Below are 22007 nucleotides of genomic sequence, written 5' to 3' on the forward strand. Positions count from 1 at the left end.
CACGCGCGGGTGTTCTCAGCGGCGGTCGTGGCCCCGGTCGTCGCCGTCGCGGTGCGCCGAGCCGATGTCCACGGGGCCCGAGCGCTCGCGCTCCTCGTCCTGCTCGTAGACGTCCGGGATGCCGTCGTGGTCGGCGTCGACGGACTCGAGCTTCTCGATCATCCGGTAGCGCCGATTGCGGGCCGTCAGCAGCACCGAGGCGAGCAGCGCGGCCAGCACGGAGGCCGTCAGGATCGCGACCTTGGCGTGGTCGCCGAAGTCGCTTCCCGGGGCGAAGCTGAGCTCGGCGATGAGCAGGGAGACGGTGAAGCCGATGCCCGCCAGCAGGGACACCCCCACGAGGTCGATCCACTGGAAGTCCGGGTCGAGCCGCGAGCGCGTGACCTTGGTGATCAGCCAGGTCGCGCCCGTGATGCCGATCGGCTTGCCGAGCACCAGTCCGGCCACGATCCCGAGCGTGACGGGAGCGGTCATGGCCTCGGCCAGGCCGTCCCAGCCGCCCACCGCGACACCGGCCGAGAAGAACGCGAAGACCGGCACGGCGAAGCCCGCCGACAGGGGGCGGAAGCGGTGCTCGAAGATCTCGGCGAGGCCCGGTCCGGCCTCGGGGCCGCCGCTGGCCTGGCTGCGGATCACCGGCACGGCGAAGCCCAGCAGCACACCGGCCACGGTCGCGTGGATGCCGGCCTCGTGCACGAGCGCCCAGACCACGATCCCGAGCGGCAGCAGGATGTACCACGCGCCGGGGGCGTGCAGGCCGAAGAACCGGCGGTACTTCTGCGCCAGGAAGAGGTACAGGGCGAACGGGATCAGTGCCAGCAGCAAGGGCTGGACGCTGACGTCCTCGGAGTAGAAGACCGCGATGATGGTGATCGCCAGCAGGTCGTCCACCACGGCCAGCGTCAGCAGGAACAGCCGCAGCGCGGGCGGCAGGTGCGAGCCGATGATGGCGAGCACCGCCACGGCGAAGGCGATGTCCGTGGCGGTGGGGATGGCCCAGCCGCCGGAGGTGTCCGGGTGGGTCGCGTTGAAGGCGACGTAGATGAGCGCCGGGACGGCGACGCCGCCCACGGCCGCCGCGATCGGGACCATGGCCTTGCGGAAGTCCCGCAGGTCGCCCGCCACGAACTCGCGCTTGAGCTCGAGGCCCACGAGGAAGAAGAAGACCGCGAGCAGTCCGTCGGCCGCCCACTTGCCCAGGCTCAGATCGAGGTGCCACGGCTCGTAGCCGACCTTGAAGTCCCGCAGGGCGAAGTAGCTGTCCGCGAACGGGGAGTTCGCCCACACGATCGCGATCAGGGCGGCCGCGACCAGCAGTATGCCGCCGACGGTCTCCTTGCGCAGGATCTCCCCGACGCGCAGGACCTCGCGGTAGCTGCCCCGGTGCAGGGTGTCGTGGCTGTGGTCCTCGGGGCGGACCGTGGGATCGTGACTGGACATGGGCAATCCTCTTTCCGGGGTCGACGAACGTGCACATGCCGACCAGACTTCCCGGCTCACCTGACAGGCCAGTCTACGGAAGATCGTGGTGCACGCCACCTGACCCGGCCCCGCTCCCGGCCGGGTCAGGTCAGCAGACCCCGTCGGCGGAACCCGGCGGCGGCCACGGCCACGAGCACGAGCGCCGCGGCCGACAGTCCGAGCAGCGGTGCGGCCTGCGGGTCCTCGGACGGCACGAGCGGTGTGAGGTGCACGGGGGAGAGGCTCATCGCCCACTCCGGCATGTCCAGGAGCATCCCGAACCAGGAGACGAACACCGTCCAGGCGACCACGGCCCAGCTCAGGGCGGCAGCCCGGGGGGCGAGGCCCACCAGGGCCGCGGCCAGGCCGGACACCGCGAGCACCGCCGGGGCGTAGGCCAGGGCGGCGAGCGTCAGGTCCGCGATCCACCCGGGGTCGCCCGTGGTCGCGCTGACACCCGCGCCCAGCGCCGCGCCCGAGAGCACGAGCGCCACGAGCGACTGCGCGCCCACGACGGCGAGCCAGCCCAGCAACCAGCGGGCCCGCGGGAGCCCGGCCGAGAGGACCAGGGCGGTGCGCCCGGCGTCCTCCTCCCCGCGCAGCCGGAGCACGGCCGAGACGGCGAGGGCGAGGACCCCCAGCACGAGGAAGGACAGCATCGACGCGGCGAAGGACTCGGTGAGGGCGTCGAGGTCCACCGCGAGCATCTCGGTGATCGACGGGATGTCCTCGATGCTGTCCTCGAGCGACTCGGCGAGGGTGCCGAAGGCGACGCCGAACAGCACCAGGCCCGCCGTCCAGCCGAGGAAGGTGCCGCGGAGCAGGCGGCGGGCGAGCCCGGCCGCGGAGCGCAGGGACCCGCGGGCCGTCGCGGGACCCGGCCGGCCCGGCCACAGACCGGCGCCCAGGTCCCGCCGCCGGCCCAGGAGCACGGCGGTCGTGAGCAGGGCGGCGGTCAGGGCCGCGGTCGGCGCCAGCGGCCACCACCGCAGGTCCACGTAGAGCCGCGTCTGCTGGGCCCACGCGATGGGCGAGAACCAGGACAGCCATGAGCCGGTGGGCTCGACGACGTCGCCGATCCCGCGCACGAGGAAGGCCGCGCCGAGCACGGCCAGCGCCATGCCGGAGGCGGCGCGTGCGTGCTCGGATAGCTGGGCGGTCACGGCGGCCACGGCCCCGAACGCCAGGCCGGTGAGCGCGGTCGCCAGGCCCCACGCCACGGCGTCGAACCCGCCCAGGCCGGCCGCGGAGAGTCCCGCCGTGACGCCGGCGCCGACCGCCGCATCGGCCACGGCGACGGCCGCGAGCGCGGCCGCCGGCGGGGCGAAGCGGCCCACGGGCAGGGCACGGACGACCTCCAGCCGTCCCGACTCCTCCTCGGCCCGTACGTGCCGGCTCACCAGGAGGATGCTCATGACGGCGGTGGCCACGAGGATCGACAGGCTGAGCTCGTTGACCGTCATGGCGCCCAGGGTGTAGTCGTCCGCCCCGAAGGCCGGTCCGGTCATCATGATCGCCGAGGGGTTGTCCAGCAGCGCGGCCCGGGCCTGGCGGGATTGGCCGTCCGGGAAGGTCTGCTCGAGGGCCCGGACGGTGGCCCAGACGGTGCCGGAGATCGCGAGCGTCCACACGAGGACGCGCATCCGGTCCAGCCGGAGGTTGAGCCGGAACAGCCGTCCCGTCGCGGCCCAGGGCCCGGCGCCCCTCATCGGGGGTGACCGGCGGCGGGTCCGGCGGACCGCTCGGCCGGGCGGTCGCCGTAGTGCCGCAGGAAGAGCTCCTCGAGCGAGGGCGGGGCCACGGTGAGGTTCTGCACGCCCAGGTCGGCCAGCGCCCGGAGGACCTCGGGGACGCGGACGTCGTCGACGTCGAAGGAGACCCGGCCGTCCGCGTGCACGAGGTGGTGAACCCCCTCGACGTCGTCCAGGCGGGACGGGTCCGCGGAGGTGGTCGCGGTGACGGCCGAGCGGGTCAGGTGGCGCAGCTGCGCCAGGGTTCCGCTCTCCACGTCCCGGCCCGCGCGGATGATGGTCACGGTGCCGCACAGCTTCTCGACCTCCGCGAGGATGTGGCTCGAGAGCAGGACCGTTCCGCCCTGGTCGGCGATGCGGCGGACCTCGTCGGTGAACACGGCCTCCATGAGCGGGTCCAGACCGGAGGTCGGCTCGTCGAGGACGTAGAGCTCCGCCTGGGCGCTCAGGGCCGCCACGAGCGCCACCTTCTGCCGGTTGCCCTTGGAGTAGCTGCGGGCCTTCTTCGTGGGGTCCAGCTCGAAGCGCTCGATGAGCTCGTCGCGGCGCCGGCGGCGGCGTCGTCCGCCGCGGATGTCCGTGAGGAGGTCGATGATCTCCCCGCCCGTGAGGCCGGGCCACAGGTTCGTGTCCCCGGGCACGTAGGCGGTGCGGCGGTGGATCTCGACCGAGTCCGTCCACGCCTCCCTGCCGAGGACCCGGGCCGTGCCCTCGTCCGCCCGCAGGAGGCCGAGCAGGACGCGGATCGCCGTGGACTTGCCCGAGCCGTTGGGCCCCAGGAACCCGGCCACCTGGCCGGCGCGGACGGTGAGGTCGAAACCGTCCAGGGCCCTCGTGGGTCCGAAGGTCTTCACGAGTCCTCGGGCCTCGATGACCGGGGTGTCCATGGCTGCTCCTGGGGTCGTGCGGCCGACGACGTCGTGGCCGTCCGCTCCTCACGCTAGGCACGGGACCCGTGGCGGACAAGGGACGCGCCGCCCCGTCCCGCACGGCCCGCGGGGAAGGCCCCCGGGCCGTTCCCGGCCGGGTGTGCGCCCGGAGATGGCACGGAGGCGGGATCTCTGCTGAAGTATGCCCATGGACGTTGCTGGCTTCAGGGCGCTGTTCGGCGACAGCATCCGGGCGTGGATCGACTGGGACGCGCTCGACGACGGGAACTCCCGCGTGCAGGATCGCGTGCTCACCACGCGGCAGGAGATCGGCAATCTCTACACGGTCTGGCACGTGGACCCGGAGGGCAACCCGGGAGAGTGGTCGCACCCGCGGCACCGGCCCCTGACGGTGGCGGAGGCCGCGTTCCGGGAGTGGCCGGAGGACCGGCAGGCGAAGATCGACCGGCTCCGGGCCGAGTTCGCGCAGGAGTCGGGGCCCGTCCAGCTCACCATCCCCGCCTATCGGACGGTGGACTCGCTCGTGGTCCTGGACTCCTCCCACCGGCTCATCGGGGCCTACCTCTCCGAGGCGGACCTGCGGGTGCTGCTGATCGTGCTGGACGGCCCGGACTCCTCGCTCGTGCTCCCGGCCACGGCCCAGATCGAGAACGACCAGCGCTCCCGCGGCTGAGGCGGCCGGCGCAGCCCGTTCCACCCCGCCGGGTGCCGTCGCGGGGTGTCAGAGTTGGGAGGCCAGCCGGTGGAGGAAGGCCGCCATGACGCCGCGGTCGACGGCGACGTGGGGGCGGTACTCCTTGCCGGTCGCCGTCGACCAGCCGCCGGAGATGCCGGCGTCGGCCATCCAGGCCATCTCCCGGTAGAAGGTGGTCTGCGGGGTGATGTCGGCGAACGGCGAGGTGGCCGGGGGCGTGAACTGCGGGGAGCCGGCCAGGCGGTAGAGGAAGGCCGCCATCACGTCGCGGTCCACCTCGGCGTGGGGCCGGTACTCCTTGCCGCCGTCAGGAGTCGTCCAGCCCCCGGAGATGCCCGCATCGGCCATCCAGGCCATCTCCTTGTAGAAGGTGGTCTGCGGGGTGATGTCGGCGAACGGGGAGGTGGCCGGGGGCGTGAACTGCGGGGAGCCGGCCAGGCGGTAGAGGAAGGCGGCCATCACGTCGCGGTCCACCGCCAGCCGGGGGCGGTACTCCTTGGCGCCGTCGGCGGTGGCCCAGCCGCCGGAGATCCCGGCCGAGGCCATCCAGGAGATCTCCTGGTGGAACGCGTGGGTGGTGGGCACGTCCTGGAACGGCGTGGCGGCCGGAACCGCGGCCAGCGCGGTGGCCGTGTTGGCCACCGGAACGCCGGCCGGTGACGTGGCGGTGCTCAGCAGGGCCGACTTGAGCTGGGCCGGGGTCAGGTTCGGGTTCTTCTGCCGCATCAGCGCGACGGTCCCGGCCACGTGGGGCGAGGCCATGGAGGTCCCGGACAGCCACATGCTGTTGGCGGTCGCGGGGGCCTTCGTCCCGCTGTTGCCGCTGGAGATGATGCTGTGGCCCGGCGCGTAGATGTCGACGACCCAGCCGTGGTTGGAGTACGAGGCCCGCTGGCCGCTGGAGGTGGACGCACCCGTGGTGATGACGTTGTAGCAGTTGCCCGGTGCCGCGTGGAGCGCCTCGACGCCGGAGTTGCCGGCGGCGACGACCACCGGGACCCCGCGGTGGTAGGCCGTGTCGATGGCCCTCTGGAACGTCGTTCCGCATCCGCCGGGGAAGCTCAGGGACAGGTTGATGACGTCGGCCGGCCTGGCCGGGGCCGGCGCGCCGGCCACGGGGGCGCCGGCCAGCCAGGTCACGGCGTCGGCGATGTCGGAGATGTAGCCCAGGCCGCAGGCTCCGAGCGCCCGGGCGTTGAGCAGCTTCGCGTCCGGGGCGACCCCGACGGTGCCGACGCTGTTGCGGGCCGCCGCGGCGGTCCCCGCCACGTGGGTGCCGTGCCAGTTCGAGGTCGACGCCGCCGCACCCTGGTAGCACTGGTCCACGGACGAGTAGGTGCCCGGGTCTCGGGGGTCGGCGTCCCGGCCGTTGCCGTCGTTGGAGAGGTTGCTCGCGGAGACGAAGTCGAAGCCCCCTGCGACCTGGGGGTCCAGGTCGGGGTGGGAGGCGAAGCCGGTGTCGACGACGCCGATGGTCACGCCCGCTCCGGTGGCGGAGTTCCACGCGGTGGACACCTTCGTGGCGGGGTGCGCCCACTGGCTGGAGTAATGGGCGTCGGAGGCCGCTGCGACGGACACGAGCTGGTCCGGCTCCGCGTAGTCGACGGCCGGGTCGTCCGCGATCTTCCGGGCGAGCTTCTCCACCTGCTCGTCCGAGGTCTCGGACTCGAGCTCGACCACGGCGGCGCCGTCGGTCGTCGTCCTCACCTCGCGCACGTCCGTGCCCTCGGGAACCCCGGCCTCGCGGGCGGAGTCCTCGACCACGCGTTCCTCGTCGGCGTCCGAGAGGGGGGTCTTGTACTTGACGATCAACCGGTCCGTGACCTCGGGCAGCTCCACGGTCTCGGGCTGCGACGCGGCCGTGCCGGCCACGGGCGGTTCCGCCTCCGTGGCGGACGCGAGCGGCAGTGGTCCCAGTACGAGGGCCAGACAGAGCGCGGGGATGACGGAGGACGGCAGGGGACGGCGCACGGGGGGATGCTCCTGGGGGTGGCGGGGGCGGCACGGCCACGACAGGGAAGGTGCCGGAGGCTGTTGCATGTCGGCGGACCGTCCCGGCCGGTGCCCACCGTCCCGGAACATCCGCTGTCACATTACGATAGCGAAGACCTCAGGGATGTCCATGTGAATGCATTGTCTGTGACGCGCAAAGACTCCGGGGGCGCGGGACCGGCCCTGACGGAGTCCGGCAGGTGCCGGCGTCCGGCCGGAGGCGTCGCGGGTCTACGCGGTCGGCAGCTCCAGCAGGCCGTCCCGGCGCACGATCCGACCGTGACGTTCCAGGAGGTCGAGGACCGCTGAGTAGCGCTCGCGGATCTCTCGGCCGGTCCGGTTGAACCCGAAGACCTCGTTGAGCATCTGGAAGACGTCCTCCTGCTGTCCGCGGCCCTGAGCCCCCAGGAAGTGGCGCACGGCGTTGCCCAGCTCCTGCGGGGCGATCTCCGTGACGGCCCTCTTGTCCCCGCCCGGAGGGGTCCTGCGGAAGCCGGTCCAGGCGTCCGGCTCCACGTCGTCGGGCCAGTAGAAGGCGCCCAGCGCGCTCCTGCTGCAGCGACTCCTCGGCAGGCACCCCAGGATGGTCTCCTGGCGCTGGGCCGGCACCCGTTGCATGCCGAACCGGTTGCCGAGCAGCCGCGCCAGGCGCCTCGCCTCGACGGGACCCTCCGCGGCGATGATCTCTTCGAGGTTCTCCCTCACCAGTTGCTTGTTCCGCGGCGCGGCGATGGCGTCGAGATCCGCCCTCGAGCCCGTCTCCCGATGGGGAGCCGCTCGATACACCTCGGACGAGTTGCCCCCGTCGTTCGACGGAGGCCGGGTGGTCACGGTGTCCGGCTCGGGAACCGGGAGCGGCGGTCCGGAGCGCACCAGCTCCCCGTCGTTGTCGGACGACGAGCCGGAGCCGCTCTCGGCGGGCACGCCCACCGGGGCGGGGTCACCCTTCGGCACGAGTCCGCCCTCGGTCTCGGGGAACGGCTCGACGGTCTCGGGGAACGGCTCGACGGCGTCCGGCTCCGTCGCCGGTGTGCTCTCCGGGGCCGGGCGCCTGACCGCCGCCTCCGTGGCGTCCACGAACTCCTGCACCACCGCGCTCCGGGACCGGATCCAGGCGGGCAGCCACACGCGCTCGAGGTGCCGCCAGCCCATGGCGCCGGTCAGCACCTGGGTGGGGAGTGCGTCACGGTCGGAGACGATGGTGCGGTGGGCCCAGGCCGGGCCGTCGAGCAGGACCCCCACCCAGTCGTGGTCGCCCGAGGCCCGAGCCGCGAGGTCCACGCGGAAGTTCGACATGCCGATGTCCTCGGCCACCTCGAGACCGGCCTTGCGCAGCTCGGCGGCCACGTCCTGGCGGTGCAGGTCCCAGGACTCGCCGGTGGGCACGTGGACGGCGTCCCGTCCGTGGTCCCGGGCGAAGATCAGGTACTCGCGCAGGTGCCGCAGGCCCTCGGAGCCCGTCCGGGCCAGGTCGATGTCCTCCGGGCCGAAGGAGCTGTAGATCGTGATGGCGCGCCGGGCCCGGGTGATCGCCACGTTGAGCCGGCGCTGTCCGCCCGACGCCGTCAGGGGCCCGAAGTTCAGCCGCAGCACGCCTGTCTCCTTGTTCCGGGAGAAGGCGAGGGAGAAGAGGATGACGTCCCGCTCGTCGCCCTGGACGTTCTCGAGGTTCTTCACGAACAGCGGGTCGTCCTCGCGCACGAGCGCGTCCTGCACCACGCGCACCGTCGACTGCTCGAGCTTGTCGAGCACGAGGTCCCGCTGCTGGGTGTTGAACGTGACCACCCCGATGGAGGCGCCGGGATCCTCCCGGAGGCGCTGCGCGACGTCGTCGACGATCCGCTGCGCCTCGACCTCGTTGGTGCGGGTGCCGCCCTGGCCGCCGTCGAACTCGCCGTCCACGCGCTCCCAGGTCACGCCGAGGCCGGGACGCCGTTCCGGGGGTCCCGGAAAGCTGGAGAGCCCTCCGCGGTAGTAGCGGCGGTTGGAGAAGGCGATGAGGGACTCGTCCTGGCTGCGGTAGTGCCAGGTGAGGCCGATGCTCTGGACGTTGGAGTCCACGGACTCCGTGAGAATGGAGTCCTGGTCGGCCACGACGAGGCCCTCGTCCTCCGTGCCCTCCTCGTCGTCGGCGCCCGAGGAGGCGAACATCGAGGAGGGCGGCATCTGCTGGGAGTCGCCCACGACGACGACGGCGCCGGAGCGGCCCATCGCGCCGATGGCGTCGGCCACCCGGATCTGGGAGGCCTCGTCGAAGATCACGACGTCGAAGGACATCGCCCCGGCCGGCAGGTACTTCGACACGGAGTGCGGGCTCATCAGCAGGCACGGGGTGAGCTGCTGGAGCACCGACCCGGTCCGTTCCATGATCTCGCGGACGGAGCCGCCGCGCTTCTGGTGGATGAGGCGGTTGAACTCGCCCTGTTCGCGGGTGGGGCGTTCACGGTTGATGCCGGTCGCGGTGAGGACCTGCGCCGGCAGGGCCGTGCGCATGCTCTGCCGGACGCTGTCCGAGAGCTCGAGGTAGCTCTCGACCTGCCGGTCCCTGGCGTCCGCGTCGAAGGACGTGAGGTTGGACTCCTCGAGCGTGTCGGTGAGCACCTCCTCGGCCACGGCGTGCCGGAGCCGTTCGGCGAGGCCCGCCACGGAGGCCGTCCCGGACCGCAGCGCGCCGGCGAGGGCGGCGAAGCCGGCATCCTCGAGCTCCTGCAGCTCGGCGTCCACGAGCCGGTACGTGCGCAGCCGCCGGTCCCGCTCGCGGTCCACCTGGTCCTGCCAGACGGGCGCGACCTGCCGGAGGCGGTCGAGCACGGGCTCGTCCCTGCGCCAGCGGTGCAGCGAGGCCCCGGTCGTGCCGAGGAACTCGAGGGCGGCCGTCCAGGCGTCGGCGAAGGCCGCTGTCGAGGGAGCCAGCGGGCGCCGGGAGCGGTCCCGGTCCGGAACGGCGCCCCCCACCGGTACCAGGAGCGAGCTCAAGGCGTCCTCCCGGCCGGGGAAGGCGGCCAGGACGTGCTGCAGCGCCTCGGCGGCGGCGAGCACGCCGTGGAGCACGCCCACGGGATCGCGATCGGTGAGGGACCACCCGATGCCGGTGGGCAGCAGCGTCCCGGCACGGTGCCGGAGGTCCTGCTCGGCGTGCTGGAGGGCGTCCAGGGCGTCGAGGAAGGCGGCAGGGTCGCCGAGCAGCTCCTCGTCCGCTGCGACGGCCAGGCGCCGCAGTGACTGGGCGACCCCGGCAAGGGCCTTCTTTCGCCCGAAGAGCTTCCCCTGGGCCTCGTCCAGCTCCTGCCGGTACGGAGCCAGGTCCGCGGCGAGCGCGGCGGGGTACACGGCGTGCAGCAGGGGCCCGTGCTCCGCGAGGACCCGGCGGACGTCGTCCAGGAGGCGGCACAGGTCGTCGTGCCACGTCCGGGAGACCACCTCGCGGTAGTGCGCCGGCGGCATCGCCCGGTGCGCGTCGACGTCGTGCAGCCAGGCGGCCAGCGTGCGCCAGCGGCCGACGTCGTCGGTCGTGCGCAGGAGGGCGACCGCCCGATCGTCGAGCTCCCGCAGCGCGGCCAGCAGCTCGCCGACGGGTCGCAGCGGCGCGGTGCCGCGCGCCGGCCCGTCCGGCCGGTCGGGCCCGGCGAGGCACCACTCGTCGTCGTCGGGACGGTGCCCCAGCTGGGGCAGGGAGGTCTCCAGCGCCGCCGCCGTGCGCAGCGCGGCGTCCGCCCGCTCGGGCTGGGCGACGAGGGTGCCCGGGATCGTGATGTCCGCACCGGACGGGACGGCCGCCTCGGCCCGGGCGGCCCGCAGGGCCAGGAGCTCCTGGTTCGCCTGCCACACGCTGCGGCCCCGCGTGGGCCGGTGCAGAGCCCGGGGATAACGGCACAGCTCGGAGACGCTGTCGGCGTGCTGGTCGCGGAGCACGCCGAACGCGGGCGAGGTGGTCCTCGTCCGGGCGTCCCAGGAGCGCACGAGCTGCTCGCGCACGCTCTTGGTGCTCTGCTGCCGGCCGTGCAGCTCGAGGGCGAGCGGGCCGAGGCCGACCTTCTCCAGCCGGTCCCGCACCACCTGCAGGGCCGCCTGCTTCTCCGCGACGAACAGGACCGTGCGGCCCGCCGCGAGGTTGTCCGCGATCATGTTGGTGATGGTCTGGGACTTGCCGGTGCCGGGAGGGCCTTCCAGCACGAACGTGCGCCCGGCCGTCGCCCACTTGACGGCCTTGAGCTGGGAGCCGTCCGTGGGGACGGGCAGGTAGGACGCGGCCTCGTCGTGCTCGTCGACCTCCGGCTCGGGGACCGGGTCCACGAAGGTCTCGGTGGGGGTCTCGACGAGGTGCCGGACCACCGGGTTGTCGAGGAAGTCCTCCCAGTGGGTCGTGAGGTCGCGCCACATCTCGAGGGTCGAGAACTGCAGCATCGCCAGCCGGACGTCCGGGACCACGGTGAAGGGCAGGTTGTGCCGGGCCATGGTCCGCCGCACCTCCTCGAACACGGAGGCCACGTCCATGCCGCTCTCGTCGACCGGCGGCGTGGACAGGGCAGGGACCTCCAGGCCGTGGTCCTGCTTGAGCTTCTCGATGAGGCAGAAGTTCGGCTGGGCCTCGGCGCCGTCCTCGACCTGGATCCGGAACTCCTGGTTCTTGCGCCCGGTGAGCACCACCGGCACCAGGAAGAGCGGGGCGAGCGCCTCCTTGCCCTGCTTGTCCTGCCAGGAGAGCGCGCCCAGGGTGACGAAGAGGTTGTTCGCGCCGGTCTCCTCGAGGACGACCTTGGCCTTGCGGCGCAGGCCGTCCAGCACCGTGCCGTGCCGGGCGTCCGTGGTCCGGGCGTGGACGGTGTGCTCGGTCCGCAGGATCGCGTCGAGCGTGGCGTCGTCCATCTCGGCGGCCGAGCGCTTCCCCTGGGCCGCCGCGATGTCGGAGAGGTCCTCCCCGGAGCGCAGACGCAGCACGGTGCCGCTGGCCAGGCGGTCCTCGAGGTCGGGGAGGGTGCGCTCCGGGACGACCAGGGACACCGCCCCGGTCTTCTTGAGCTTGAGGAGCGGGTTGCGCAGGCTGAGGTCCAGCAGCGCCGAGCGCCACGTGCGGACCCGCGGGGGGAACGCGGTCGTCCCGCTGGCCGCCGTCCCTCCTGCGGCGCGCCGCCCGGGGGCGGGCAGCGGGGCCGGGGCCGCCTTCTCCACCTCGATGACGATCCCGCCCTCGACCCGCCGGACGCGGGGCAGGGGGCGGATCCTGCGGTGGGCCGCGGCGACGTCCAGGACGTGGTGGATCTCGCCGTCCGTGTCCCAGTGGCGCGCAGTGGCCAGCCGGGCCCGCTCGAAGCCGAGGGCGCGGCCCTCGACCACGGCCGTGGTCTCCAGGGGGAGCAGCAGACCGCCGCGGACGAAGTTCTGGATGATCCCCGGGTCGGTGAGCGCGAGCTCGGGCAGCTGCGCCTCCTCGGTGAGGAAGCCCGCGAAGGCGTGCCCGGGGACCCGGACGACGACGGGGTTCAGGCCCGCCTGCTCCAGGGCCGCCGCGCAGGCCACGGTGAGGTCCAGGCACGTGCCCCACCGCTCGGCGAGCACCGCGTCGACGGGACGGATCTTCTGCCCCGTGGTCTCGAAGGAGGCCGGCGGCTCGGCGTAGCGGATGCCGAACGAGACCAGCGCCTCGTAGACGGCCTGCCCGATCTCCAGGGCCCGTTCGGGCCCGCCCTGGTAGCCGTCCAGCGAGGGGTCTCCCGTGCGCTCGGCCAGCACGCCGGAGGCCCGCTCCAGGATCTGCTGGACGCCGGCGGCGTTCGGGGTGATGAAAGCGGCCAGCAGCTCCGGGATGGACCGGGCGTACCACTCGTCGCGGGCGAGCAGGCGCACGCTGGTGGTCTCCGTGGTGACCCGGCCGTCCACGGTCGCGTTGATCCGCAGCGAGACCGTGCGGGCCTCGTCGAGGGCGGCGAAGGCCTCGTGGCTGAGCGGCCAGGCGACGTCCGCGCCGTCGAGCAGCAGCTCCTCCCCGGCGCCCACGGTGACCCGGTCCACGCGCCGCGGTGTGCCCATGGCGCCGTCGTCGAGGGCGTCGTCCAGGACCAGGACCAGCTCCTCCAGCACGTGGGCGGCCACGGGGTCCGTGTTGTGCACGCGGATCTCCAGGAGCGGGCTGACGTCGTTGTTGACCAGGGCGTAGTTGACGGCCTCCCGGAACAGGACCGTGACGGTCAGCGGGCCGGCCGTCAGGCGCGCCTGCCGTGTCCCCGGCGGCAGGTCGTCCCGCTCGAAGGGGACGCCGTCGTGGGCCTCGGCCGGTTCGACCCCGCACGCGGGAGCTGCGGGGCCGGCCCCGGCGGAGTCCTCCGGCTCGTTCCGCGGTGCGTTCGCGTCCGGGTCCGCGGCGGGGACGTCGACGTCGGCCGGCTCGTGGAGTCCGAGGCTCTCCAGGAGCAGGCGCATGGTGTCCGTGGCGCGGGCGACCTCCGCCGCGGTGACCGTCAGCGGTTCGTGGGCACAGACGTTGAGGTGGTGGACGATCTCCCGGGCCCAGCTGCTGTGCAGGGGGGTGACCTGGTGGTCGAACTGCTTCCGGTCCTGGATGAGCAGGCGCAGCAGGAAGCGCGGGTCGTCCATGCTGTACCTGCGGTGGGGCCGGCCGTTGACCCTGTCCTCGTGCTGGGCGCGGGTGGTCCAGGACTGCGGATCGCCCGCCACCGGCGCATGGCTCTCCACCCAGGGACGGAGGGTGCGTGCCATGGCCACGGCGGCGCGCTGGATCGCTTCGGAGGGGAGGGTCTCGGGCACGGGGGCTCCTCGAGGTCAATGCATTTGCGATTGCGAGTCTACGGAGCGGCACGGTCCCTGCCGGAACCCGGTGACGATTGTTGCCCCGGGAGGAGGGCCGCACGCCGAACCCGGCGACGGTGCTCCCCGAGCCATTGCCCTCGGCGCGGTGCTCAGGTGGTCGTGGTGCCGGCGCGGCGCCACAGCTCCAGGAGCGCGGCGTTGAACCCCTCGGTGACCAGCTGCACCTCGTGCCCGGCGCCCTCGACCGTGCGGTGCTCGGCCCCGAGGTCCCGTGCGAGCGCCTCGCACATGGCGGTGAAGGCCGGGTGGTGGTTGCCGGAGACCACCAGGACCGGGAAGCGCGCCCCGGCCAGTGGCCCGAGCGGCACCGGCGTCCCCCACGGCGGGCGACCGAGCCGGACCGCCGGGGCCATGGCCTCCATGTCCGAGACGAGCTCCTGCGGCAGGTCCTCGACGGAGGTGCCCACGGCTCGTAGGAAGGCGTCGACGAACTCCTGGTCCGTCCCCTGGCGGGCGAACACCGCCTCCGTCCGCTCTCGCAGCGCGGCCACCGCGGGGTGCTCCGGGGCCGCGCCGAAGACGGGAGGCTCGGCCAGGACGAGGGAGCGGACGGCCTCCGGACGGGCGGCGGCGGCGACCATCGCCGAGAGCCCGCCGTAGGAGTGGCCGACGAGGTGGGCGCCGTTCCCGAGCAGTTCCGCGACGTCGTCGCCGTCCGTCAGGAAGTCCTCGCCCTCGCCGGCGTGGCCGGGCAGATAGGCGCGACGCGTGGGCACCACCAGCTGGTAGCCCAGCTCGGCCAGGACCCGCTGTCCCTCCCACTCCAGAGGCCCCGTCGCGAAGGAGCCGTGGACGAGCACGACCCGCTCGCCGGCGCCCCAGGTCTCGTACTCCGTGCCGGACATGGCGGGAGCCTACGCCGGCGGTCGTCGGCCGACAGCGGCGAACGATGTCGACGACGCCCGGAGAGCCATCAGCTCACGTCGTCGTCGTCGGGGTCGAGGTCGGTCTCACCGACTCCGGTGGACTCGCCGTGGGCGTCCTCGTCGTCGGGGTCGGCCTCGTCCTGTCCCCGGAGGGTCGGATCGTCGAGCACGTCACGGTCCTCGAGCACGTCACTGCTGTCGCGCACGACGGGCGCCTCGGGCGCGTCCGCCTCGGAGGTGCCCGTGAGGGAGTCGGGGTGCTTGATCTGGTCGTGGGGTCCGCTGCTCATGACGGGTCCTTCCGGGTCGGGCCGATGGACGGGCGGCGGACACGCGCCGCACGTCAGTGGGCTGGTCCTCGTGTGCGCTTCAGACTAGAGGCGGGGCGGGGCTTTGTCTGCCCCCACGGGCGCGGGATCACCAGGGTGATCGAGAGGGCGCCGGTGCACGAGCGACGAGGATCGGTGGTGATCGACGGTGGCGCGCACCCAGTCCGGTGAGTCCGTGCTCTCCCGCGCCGTGCGCCTGGTCGAGGCGTTCCGGCAGGGGGAGGAGTGGCTCACCGTCTCCGACCTGGCCCGGCGCACGGGCCTGCACCTGGCAACGGCCTCCCGGCTGGTCGCCGAGCTGACCGAGCACGGCTGGCTCGAGCGGGACGAGGCCCGCCGGGTCCGGCTGGGCGTGCGGCTGTGGGAGGTCGCGGCCCGGGCGTCGTCGGCGCTGTCCTTGCGGGAGGCGGCCATGCCGGTGCTCGAGGACCTGCACGCCCAGGTGCGCCAGCACGCCCAGATCGGGGTGCTGGACGGCACGGAGGTGCTGTTCCTGGAGCGGCTCAGCGCCCCGGACGTGGTCGTGAACTACACCCGCATCGCCGGGCGGATCCCCTTGAACGCGTCCTCGTCCGGGCTGGTGCTCCTGGCGCACAGCGATCCCGCGTTCCAGGAGGAGGTGCTGGCGGGCCCGCTCGAGTCGTTCACCGAGCACACGCCCGCGGCCCCGATGCAGCTGAGGAGACTGCTGGCCACGATCCGGCGCACCGGCTCCGCCTACTGCCCCGGCTACCTGCACCCTGACGCCACCGGGATCGCCGCACCGGTCTTCCGCCACGGCAGGGCCGTGGCCACGCTCTCCGTCGTCGTGCCCAACGCGCCGCAGGCGCGGCAGTGGGAGCCCCTGCTGCGGATCGCCGCCGCGACCGTCACCCGCCGGCTCGACGGAACGGGCTGACACTCTCTCAACCATTGAGAGTGCTGTGGTGTGTGACGCAGACCACACCGAACACTGGAGGACATCAGCACCGAGGAGGTCCGATGTCCACCACCCTTCCGTTCGCCGGCACGCGCACCCCGGAGCACGACGGCGTGCACGGCCGCGGGCCCAGCCACCAGCACGACGGCGTTCGCGGCCGTGACCGCGGTCCGGCCGGGCTCGCCGTCGTCGCCAAGGAGGCCGTCGCCGAGCACACCGTCGCCCTGACGCTGGCCGCCCCCGACCGCGGCCGGCTGCCCGACTGGGCCCCCGGCGCACACGTCGACCTGCACCTGGGGGAGGGGCGGATCCGGCAGTACTCGCTGTGCGGGGACCGCTGGGACCCCACGACCTACCGGGTCGGGATCAAGCTCGACCCGGCCGGCCGCGGCGGCTCCCGGTGGGTGCACGAGCAGCTGCGCGTGGGCGACGTCGTACCGTTCGGGGGACCGCGCAACACCTTCCGGATGCGCCCGGCGCCGTCCTATCTCTTCCTCGGCGCCGGCATCGGCATCACCCCGCTGCTGCCCATGATCGAGCAGGCCGAGCGGCTGGGGGTGACCTGGCGCTGCGTGGCCGTCGGCCGGAGCCGCGCCGCCATGCCGTTCCTGGCCGAGCTGGAGCGGCACGGCGGGAAGGTGGAGTTCGTCGAGACCTCCGTCGCCGGACGGTGCGACCTGCGCGAGGCGATCGGAGCGCTCGACGGGACGGCCGGCGTGTACGCGTGCGGCCCGGAGCGCTTCCTCACCCCGCTGCTGGGCCTGGAACCCGAGCTGGCGCTGCCGCCCGGGGGCCTGCGCGTGGAGCACTTCACCGCGCCCGCCGATGCCGCCCCGGCCGGGGGCGCGTCCTTCGAGCTCGAGCTGGCCCGCAGCGGCCGGGTGCTGGAGGTGCCCGCCGACCGCACCGTCCTCGACGCCCTGCGCGAGGCCGGCCGCACCGTCCTGGCCTCCTGCGAGCAGGGCCTGTGCGGCACCTGCGAGACCGACGTCCTCGCCGGGACCCCCGACCACCGCGACTCCGTCCTCGCCCCGCACGAGCGGGAGGCCGGAACCTGCATGATGCCCTGCGTCTCGCGCTCGCTGACGCCCCGCCTGACCGTGGACCTGTGACCGCGCCGCCCGACCGAGAGGCCCTGCCATGACCGTCGTTCCCACCACCGCTGCGCCCGTGCTCGCCGAGGACCCCTTCGGCGACGACGTCCTCACCGACCCCCACCCGTTCCACGAGGCCCTCCGCGAGGCCGGCCCGGTCGTGTTCCTCGAGTGCTGCAGCGTCTGGGCCATGGGCCGCCACGCCGAGGTCCACGCGGCGCTGACCGACTGGCAGCGGTTCCAGTCCGCCGCCGGCGTGGGCCTGTCCAACTTCACCACGGAGAAGCCCTGGCGCCCGCCCAGCCTGCTGCTGGAGGCCGACCCGCCCCGGCACGACGCCCCGCGCCACGTGCTGGCCGACGTCCTGAGCCCGCGGGCGCTGCGGAAGCTGCGGGCGGCCTGGGCCGCCGACGCCGAGCGGCTCGTGGCCGAGGTGCTCTCCGGGGATCCCGAGTTCGACGCCGCGGAGCGGCTCTCCGGGGCATTCCCGCTGCGGGTGTTCCCCGACGCCGTCGGGCTGCCGCAGGGGGGCCGCGAGAACCTGCTGCCCTACGGGGACCACGCCTTCAACGCCTTCGGCCCGCCGAACCACCTGGTGGAGAAGGGAGCTGCGCGCGTGGCCGAGCTCAGCGGCTGGGTGGGGTCCCGCTGCGCCCGCGAGGCGCTGGCCCCCGAGGGCTTCGGCGCCGACATCTGGGCCGCCGCCGACCGCGGCGAGATCACCCCGGAGCAGGCCCCGCTCATCGTCCGCTCCCTGCTCACCGCGGGCGTCGACACCACCGTGCACGCGCTCTCCGCGATCCTGTACGCCCTCGCGACCCATCCCGGGCAGTGGGACCGTCTGCGGCAGGACCCGTCGCTGATGCGCACCGCCTTCGACGAGGCCGTGCGGCTCGAGTCCCCGGTCCAGACGTTCTTCCGCACGACGACGCAGGACGTCTCCGTCGCCGGCACCCGGATCCCGGCGGGCGAGAAGGTGCTCCTGTTCCTGGGCTCCGCCAACCGGGACCCGCGGCGCTGGGACCGCCCCGACGAGTTCGACCTCTCCCGCGACCCCTCCGGGCACGTCGGCTTCGGCATGGGCATCCACCAGTGCGTGGGCCAGCACGTGGCCCGGCTCGAGGCCGAGGCCCTGCTGCACGCCATGCTCCCGCGCGTGCGCCGCATCGAGCTCGCGGGCCGCCCGCGCCGCCACCTGAACAACACCCTGCGCGCGTGGGGCTCGCTGCCTGTGCGCGTGGAGCTCGAGCGCTGAGCTCCCGCCGCGCCGTCGTTCCTTCGCTCCCCTCCTGACATCTCCGCTCCTGACATCTCCGCACGACCTCTGCTCCGCTCCGCCGACGAAAGGCCGATCCATGTTCCGCACCACCGCCCACCGCCGTCCCGTCCTGCTGCCCGTCCTCGCCGTCCTGTCCCTCGGGCTCGCCGGCTGCGGCGGAGGCGCCGAGGCCGACGACGAGGAGGGCGGCGCCGAGGCCGTCCGGATCGGGTACTTCCCGCTGGTCCACACCGCCACCGCTGTCCACGCCGAGGAGACGGGCCTGTTCGAGGCAGAAAACCTCGACGCGGAGCTCGTGCCAACAGGGGGCGGTGCCTCGGCCGTTCCGGCGCTGATCTCCGGGGAGCTGGACATCACCTACGCCAACTACACCTCGGCCCTGCTGGCGGCCGAGAAGGGCCTGCCCCTCCGTCTGGTGGCGGGCAACGACGTCGGCGCCACCGACCACGGCATCTACGTCGTCGCCGGCTCCGATATCAGCCGTCCCGCCGACCTCGCAGGCAGGACGGTGGCCGTGAACAACCTGCAGAACATCGGCACGGTGGCCGTTTACGCCCAGCTGGAGGACGCGGGCCTCGACCCCGAGGACGTCGACCTGGTGGAGATGCCACTCCCGGACATGAGCGCCGCCCTGGAGCGCGGAGAGGTGGATGCCATCTGGCAGGTCGAGCCCTTCCAGGCCGTGGCCGAGGCGGCGGGGCACCAGAAGATCTTCGACCTCTTCTCCGGGCCGGTGGCGGACATGCCGGTGGCCGGCTGGGTGACCACGGAGAAGTTCGCGCAGGAGAACCCCGAGGTCGTGGCGGCGTTCGAGCGGGCGATCAGCGCCTCGGCGGAGGAGCTGCAGGGCGACCGGGAGCGGCTGGTGGAGCTCGTGCCCACGTTCACCCAGGTGAGCGCGGAGACGGTCGAGCAGGTCGAGCTGCCGGTCTACGCGGGCGAGCTGGACCTCGAGCGGCTCCAGCGGACCGCCGACCTGATGCAGCAGTACGGCATCACGGGCGGGGAGCTGGAGGTCTCCGACCTCGTGGCCGAGCCCGTGCGCTGACCCGCACCCTCGCCTCCGCCGCACCCTCCGCCGCGACCCTCCCGCGCGAGTGTGCCGTCGTTGTCGCCCCGGCACGCGCGAAGCGGCAACAACTGCACACTCGCGCCGGAGACGGCGGTGGACGGGTGTCCTCGCGGGGGACAGGGTCACGGTTAGCATGAAGCGCATGAGCGACGACGACGGCTGTCCCGTCCCGCACGGCGACCGGCGCAGGACCTCCCGGCCCGGCGAATCCGGCGGCGCCCCGGCGGTGGAGGTGCTCGACGGCGTGTGGCACGTCCGCTCGCTGCCCCTCGTCCGCCAGGTCCTGCGGGAGGCGGACGCCACCACGCAGGCCGGGTTCAACGCCGAGGCGGCCCGGAAGGGGCTGACCGGCGACCACCCGCCCGTGCTGTACCAGGACGGTCCCGAGCACCGGCGCCAGCGCACGGCCACCGCGCGGTTCTTCACCCCGGCCACCGTGGGCCGGCGCTACCGGGAGCTCATGGAGCGCCGTGCCGACGAGCTCGTCGAGGGCGTCCGCGCTACGGGCGGGGCGGAGCTCTCGGGGCTCACGCTGCGCTACTCGGTCGAGGTCGCCGCACAGGTCGTGGGCCTGACGGACTCGGACGTGGCGGGGATGGCCCGGCGCCTGGAGTGCTTCTTCGCCGTCCCGCTCGACGCGGCGAGGCCGGGCGTCCTGGGCCGGGCGCGCGCCGTCGTGCGCTCCGTGCGCCCGCTGTGGGCGATGACCGTGTTCCACCGCCGGGACGTCCGCCCGGCCATCGCGGCGCGGCGGCGGGAGCCGCAGGACGACGTCCTGTCGCACCTGCTGGAGCAGGGGTACACGGACCGCGAGATCCTGGTCGAGTGCCTGACCTATGCCGCGGCCGGCATGGCCACCACGCGCGAGTTCATCGCCGTCGCCGCCTGGCACCTGCTCGACGACGACGCCCTGCGCCGCCGCTACCTGGACGCCGGTGAGCCCGAACGGCAGTCGATCCTGCACGAGATCCTGCGCCTGGAGCCGGTCGTCGGGCACCTCCACCGCCGGGCGGTCCGGGAGATCGTGCTCGAGGACGGCGGTGAGCGCCACGTGGTGCCGCCCGGGGCGCTGCTGGACCTCTCGGTCCGCCGGGCGAACGCCGATCCCGTGGCGCTGGGCGAGGACGCCCTGGAGCTGTGCCCGGAGCGGCCGCGGCCCCGGGGGATCCGGCCGGAGGTCATGTCCTTCGGCGACGGCGCCCACCGCTGCCCGGGCGGATTCCTGGCGATCCAGGAGACGGACGTGTTCCTGCTGCGCCTGCTGCGCCTGCCGCTGGAGGTGGCGCACCCGCCGCGGGTCTCGTGGGTGGACCTCATCTCCGCCTACGAGGTGCGCGACGTCGTGCTGCGGGTGCGGGCCGGTCAGGAGTGCCGGGAGCCCTCCCCGGCGAGCACCGCCCGGTAGCCCTCCCGGTACGTGGGGTACCGGAACTCGAAGCCGGACTCCCGCAGCCGGGCGTTGGAGAGCCGCTTCGCACCGCGCGGCGGCGAGTCGGCCTCCGGGACGTCCTCGGGCAGCGGCACCCCCAGCTCCTGGGCCACGAACTCGAGGACCTCGCGCTCGGGCACGGGCCGGTCGTCGGTGCCCAGGTACAGGGTCAGCGGCTGGTCCGCCATGGTCAGCAGGTGCACGGCGGCCGCGGCGGCGTCGTCGCGGTGGATCCGGTTCGTCCAGGCGGCGCCGCCGGCGGCGTCCCCGGATCGCACCTTGTCGATCAGCCGCGTCCGCCCGGGGCCGTAGAGCCCGGACAGCCGCAGCACCGTGCCGTACGGGAACTGCTCGTGGAAGAGGTCCTCGGCCTCCAGCAGGACGCGGGCCGTGGGCGTGACCGGGTCCGGGGGCGTGTCCTCGGTGACCACCTCGCCGTCGCCGCTGCCGCACACGGCCGTGGACGAGATCAGCAGCGCCCGGCGGGGCAGCGACCCGGCCGCGCGCACCCCGTCGAAGACGTGCCGCAGCGAGTCCACATAGGCCGCCTCGTAGGCCTCCGGGGTCCGCTCGTCGGCGGCCGTGGCGACGACGAGGAGATCGACGTCGCCGGGCAGCTCGGGGACCTCGGTGCTCAGGTCCACGGACACTCCCGTCAGCGGCGGCGGCACGAGCTCCGCCCGGCGGCGCAGGCCCACCACCTCGTGCCCCAGCCCGGCCAGACGCAGCCCGATCTCCGTGCCCAAATCTCCGCATCCCGCGATCACAGCGCTCATGCGGGTCATTGTCGCACCGCCGGCGCCGGGCGCAGGACCACAGGGCACGACCGTCGTTCCGTCCCGGCGGCGCACGGCCTAGATTGGAGGTGATGACGAGCCGAGAGGACGACGATGACCTGGTACCGCGAGGACGTGGAAGAGCTGACGGCCGAGGACTGCTGGGACCTGCTCGGGCCGGCCGGGACCGGCCGGCTGGCGGTGGTGGTGGACGGGGAACCGGAGATCTTCCCCGTCAACTACGCCGTGGACGAGGGGACGGTCGTCCTGCGCTCCGGGAAGGGGACCAAGACGGCCGGGGCCCTCTCCGGGGCGTCCGTCGCCTTCGAGGTCGACGGACGTGACGCGTCCGCCGGCCGGGCCTGGAGCGTCGTCCTCAAGGGGCACGCCCAGGATGTCCCTCCCGGTCACGAGCTGATGAACGCGCTCGAGCTCCCTCTGTTCCCGTGGCAGGCCGGGCGCAAGGACACGTTCCTCCGGATCCTGCCGGCGGCGGTCACCGGTCGCCGCTTCTCCGTGCTCGAGCCCGAGGCGTGGGACTCCACGGCGGCTCCCGGCCGTCGGACCCCGGGCGGCTCGGCGCGGTGGCTGGCCACGGATCCCGGCGAGCCCTGACGAGCACGCACGAGC

Annotated in this window: 15 protein-coding genes; 7 read left to right on the forward strand and 8 right to left on the reverse strand. The window is 73.7% G+C overall.

Annotated features, from left to right (window positions below; genetic code table 11):
- Nucleotides 1–15 precede the first annotated feature (15 nt).
- From nhaA to ACH9EU_RS08785, 3 genes are all read right to left on the reverse strand, one after another.
- Nucleotides 16–1440: a Na+/H+ antiporter NhaA gene (nhaA, locus tag ACH9EU_RS08775; RefSeq protein ID WP_396413552.1), complete on the reverse strand. Its 1425-nt coding sequence runs from the start codon at nucleotides 1438–1440 to the stop codon at nucleotides 16–18.
- A gap of 125 nt (nucleotides 1441–1565) precedes the next feature.
- Complete coding sequence (locus ACH9EU_RS08780; protein ID WP_396413553.1) at nucleotides 1566–3170, reverse strand: ABC transporter permease; 1605 nt, start codon at nucleotides 3168–3170, stop codon at nucleotides 1566–1568.
- Nucleotides 3167–4099, reverse strand: coding sequence for an ABC transporter ATP-binding protein (locus ACH9EU_RS08785; protein WP_396413554.1), 933 nt, complete (start codon nucleotides 4097–4099; stop codon nucleotides 3167–3169). The genes ACH9EU_RS08780 and ACH9EU_RS08785 overlap by 4 nt, the downstream gene beginning before the upstream one ends.
- A gap of 190 nt (nucleotides 4100–4289) precedes the next feature.
- Between ACH9EU_RS08785 and ACH9EU_RS08790 the strand changes: the two genes are divergently transcribed.
- Nucleotides 4290–4775, forward strand: a complete 486-nt coding sequence (locus ACH9EU_RS08790) for a hypothetical protein (protein ID WP_396413555.1) — start codon at nucleotides 4290–4292, stop codon at nucleotides 4773–4775.
- A 48-nt stretch (nucleotides 4776–4823) separates the two neighbouring features.
- Here ACH9EU_RS08790 and ACH9EU_RS08795 read toward each other — a convergent pair whose 3' ends face one another.
- From ACH9EU_RS08795 to ACH9EU_RS08810, 4 genes are all read right to left on the reverse strand, one after another.
- Nucleotides 4824–6767, reverse strand: coding sequence for a S8 family serine peptidase (locus tag ACH9EU_RS08795; RefSeq protein WP_396413556.1), 1944 nt, complete (start codon nucleotides 6765–6767; stop codon nucleotides 4824–4826).
- A gap of 252 nt (nucleotides 6768–7019) precedes the next feature.
- Entirely contained in the window at nucleotides 7020–13550 is a 6531-nt protein-coding gene (locus ACH9EU_RS08800; protein ID WP_396413557.1) for a DUF4011 domain-containing protein, read from the reverse strand.
- Nucleotides 13551–13702: 152 nt separating this feature from the next.
- On the reverse strand, nucleotides 13703–14458 hold the full coding sequence (locus ACH9EU_RS08805) for an alpha/beta fold hydrolase (RefSeq protein WP_396413558.1): 756 nt from the start codon (nucleotides 14456–14458) through the stop codon (nucleotides 13703–13705).
- Nucleotides 14459–14526: 68 nt separating this feature from the next.
- On the reverse strand, nucleotides 14527–14769 hold the full coding sequence (locus ACH9EU_RS08810; protein WP_396413559.1) for a hypothetical protein: 243 nt from the start codon (nucleotides 14767–14769) through the stop codon (nucleotides 14527–14529).
- A gap of 187 nt (nucleotides 14770–14956) precedes the next feature.
- Here ACH9EU_RS08810 and ACH9EU_RS08815 point away from each other — a divergent pair, with 187 nt between their 5' ends.
- The 5 genes from ACH9EU_RS08815 to ACH9EU_RS08835 all read left to right on the forward strand — a co-directional run bounded on the left by ACH9EU_RS08815 (nucleotide 14957) and on the right by ACH9EU_RS08835 (nucleotide 20577).
- Nucleotides 14957–15706, forward strand: coding sequence for an IclR family transcriptional regulator domain-containing protein (locus ACH9EU_RS08815; protein ID WP_396413560.1), 750 nt, complete (start codon nucleotides 14957–14959; stop codon nucleotides 15704–15706).
- An 83-nt stretch (nucleotides 15707–15789) separates the two neighbouring features.
- Nucleotides 15790–16839: a 2Fe-2S iron-sulfur cluster-binding protein gene (locus tag ACH9EU_RS08820; RefSeq protein ID WP_396413561.1), complete on the forward strand. Its 1050-nt coding sequence runs from the start codon at nucleotides 15790–15792 to the stop codon at nucleotides 16837–16839.
- A 28-nt stretch (nucleotides 16840–16867) separates the two neighbouring features.
- On the forward strand, nucleotides 16868–18076 hold the full coding sequence (locus ACH9EU_RS08825; protein WP_396413562.1) for a cytochrome P450: 1209 nt from the start codon (nucleotides 16868–16870) through the stop codon (nucleotides 18074–18076).
- 100 nt (nucleotides 18077–18176) lie between these two features.
- On the forward strand, nucleotides 18177–19148 hold the full coding sequence (locus ACH9EU_RS08830) for an ABC transporter substrate-binding protein (protein ID WP_396413563.1): 972 nt from the start codon (nucleotides 18177–18179) through the stop codon (nucleotides 19146–19148).
- Nucleotides 19149–19314: 166 nt separating this feature from the next.
- The gene (locus tag ACH9EU_RS08835; protein WP_396413564.1) at nucleotides 19315–20577 is read left to right on the forward strand and encodes a cytochrome P450; all 1263 of its coding nucleotides are present in this window, start codon (nucleotides 19315–19317) and stop codon (nucleotides 20575–20577) included.
- On the opposite strand, the gene ACH9EU_RS08840 is transcribed toward ACH9EU_RS08835, so the two are convergent.
- Nucleotides 20535–21377, reverse strand: coding sequence for an NAD-dependent epimerase/dehydratase family protein (locus ACH9EU_RS08840; RefSeq protein ID WP_396413565.1), 843 nt, complete (start codon nucleotides 21375–21377; stop codon nucleotides 20535–20537). The two genes, ACH9EU_RS08835 and ACH9EU_RS08840, sit on opposite strands and share 43 nt — an antisense overlap.
- 114 nt (nucleotides 21378–21491) lie before the next feature.
- Between ACH9EU_RS08840 and ACH9EU_RS08845 the strand changes: the two genes are divergently transcribed.
- Nucleotides 21492–21992, forward strand: a complete 501-nt coding sequence (locus ACH9EU_RS08845; protein WP_396413566.1) for a pyridoxamine 5'-phosphate oxidase family protein — start codon at nucleotides 21492–21494, stop codon at nucleotides 21990–21992.
- The last annotated feature ends 15 nt before the right edge of the window (nucleotides 21993–22007 follow it).

It is taken from the genome of Kocuria rhizosphaerae (genome assembly GCF_044462265.1).
Lineage (GTDB): Bacteria > Actinomycetota > Actinomycetes > Actinomycetales > Micrococcaceae > Kocuria > Kocuria rhizosphaerae.

What these genes read in the sequence shown, in the direction of transcription:
- nhaA (WP_396413552.1), bottom strand. Translation starts at nt 1,440, where the DNA reads ATGTCCAGTCACGATCCCACGGTCCGCCCCGAGGACCACAGCCACGAC.
- ACH9EU_RS08780 (WP_396413553.1), bottom strand. Translation starts at nt 3,170, where the DNA reads ATGAGGGGCGCCGGGCCCTGGGCCGCGACGGGACGGCTGTTCCGGCTC.
- ACH9EU_RS08785 (WP_396413554.1), bottom strand. Translation starts at nt 4,099, where the DNA reads ATGGACACCCCGGTCATCGAGGCCCGAGGACTCGTGAAGACCTTCGGA.
- ACH9EU_RS08790 (WP_396413555.1), top strand. Translation starts at nt 4,290, where the DNA reads ATGGACGTTGCTGGCTTCAGGGCGCTGTTCGGCGACAGCATCCGGGCG.
- ACH9EU_RS08805 (WP_396413558.1), bottom strand. Translation starts at nt 14,458, where the DNA reads ATGTCCGGCACGGAGTACGAGACCTGGGGCGCCGGCGAGCGGGTCGTG.
- ACH9EU_RS08810 (WP_396413559.1), bottom strand. Translation starts at nt 14,769, where the DNA reads ATGAGCAGCGGACCCCACGACCAGATCAAGCACCCCGACTCCCTCACG.
- ACH9EU_RS08820 (WP_396413561.1), top strand. Translation starts at nt 15,790, where the DNA reads ATGTCCACCACCCTTCCGTTCGCCGGCACGCGCACCCCGGAGCACGAC.
- ACH9EU_RS08825 (WP_396413562.1), top strand. Translation starts at nt 16,868, where the DNA reads ATGACCGTCGTTCCCACCACCGCTGCGCCCGTGCTCGCCGAGGACCCC.
- ACH9EU_RS08830 (WP_396413563.1), top strand. Translation starts at nt 18,177, where the DNA reads ATGTTCCGCACCACCGCCCACCGCCGTCCCGTCCTGCTGCCCGTCCTC.
- ACH9EU_RS08835 (WP_396413564.1), top strand. Translation starts at nt 19,315, where the DNA reads ATGAGCGACGACGACGGCTGTCCCGTCCCGCACGGCGACCGGCGCAGG.
- ACH9EU_RS08840 (WP_396413565.1), bottom strand. Translation starts at nt 21,377, where the DNA reads ATGAGCGCTGTGATCGCGGGATGCGGAGATTTGGGCACGGAGATCGGG.
- ACH9EU_RS08845 (WP_396413566.1), top strand. Translation starts at nt 21,492, where the DNA reads ATGACCTGGTACCGCGAGGACGTGGAAGAGCTGACGGCCGAGGACTGC.